This window comes from Thermomonas sp., assembly GCF_041905325.1.
Lineage (GTDB): Bacteria > Pseudomonadota > Gammaproteobacteria > Xanthomonadales > Xanthomonadaceae > Thermomonas.
In genome coordinates this window covers 1-231 of record NZ_JAYRLK010000045.1, presented here as the reverse complement: position 1 = coordinate 231, position 231 = coordinate 1, and the positions used below count along the sequence as shown (strand labels likewise).

The 231-nt window shown below is 64.5% G+C and carries 1 protein-coding gene; it reads left to right on the top strand.

Annotated features, from left to right (window positions below):
• The coding region (locus ACE3OK_RS12580; RefSeq protein WP_374249894.1) for a carboxyl transferase domain-containing protein at positions 1-231 on the top strand (231 nt) is incomplete at both ends.

Below are 231 nucleotides of genomic sequence, written 5' to 3'. Positions count from 1 at the left end.
TGCCCTGCGTCTATCTGGTCGATTCCGGCGGTGCCTTCCTGCCGCTGCAGGACGAGGTGTTCCCGGACAAGGAACACTTCGGCCGGATCTTCTACAACCAGGCGCGGCTGTCGGCGGAGAACATCCCGCAGATCGCGGTGGTGATGGGCAGCTGCACCGCCGGCGGTGCCTACGTGCCGGCGATGTGCGATGAGTCGGTGATCGTGAAGGAACAGGGCACGATCTTCCTCG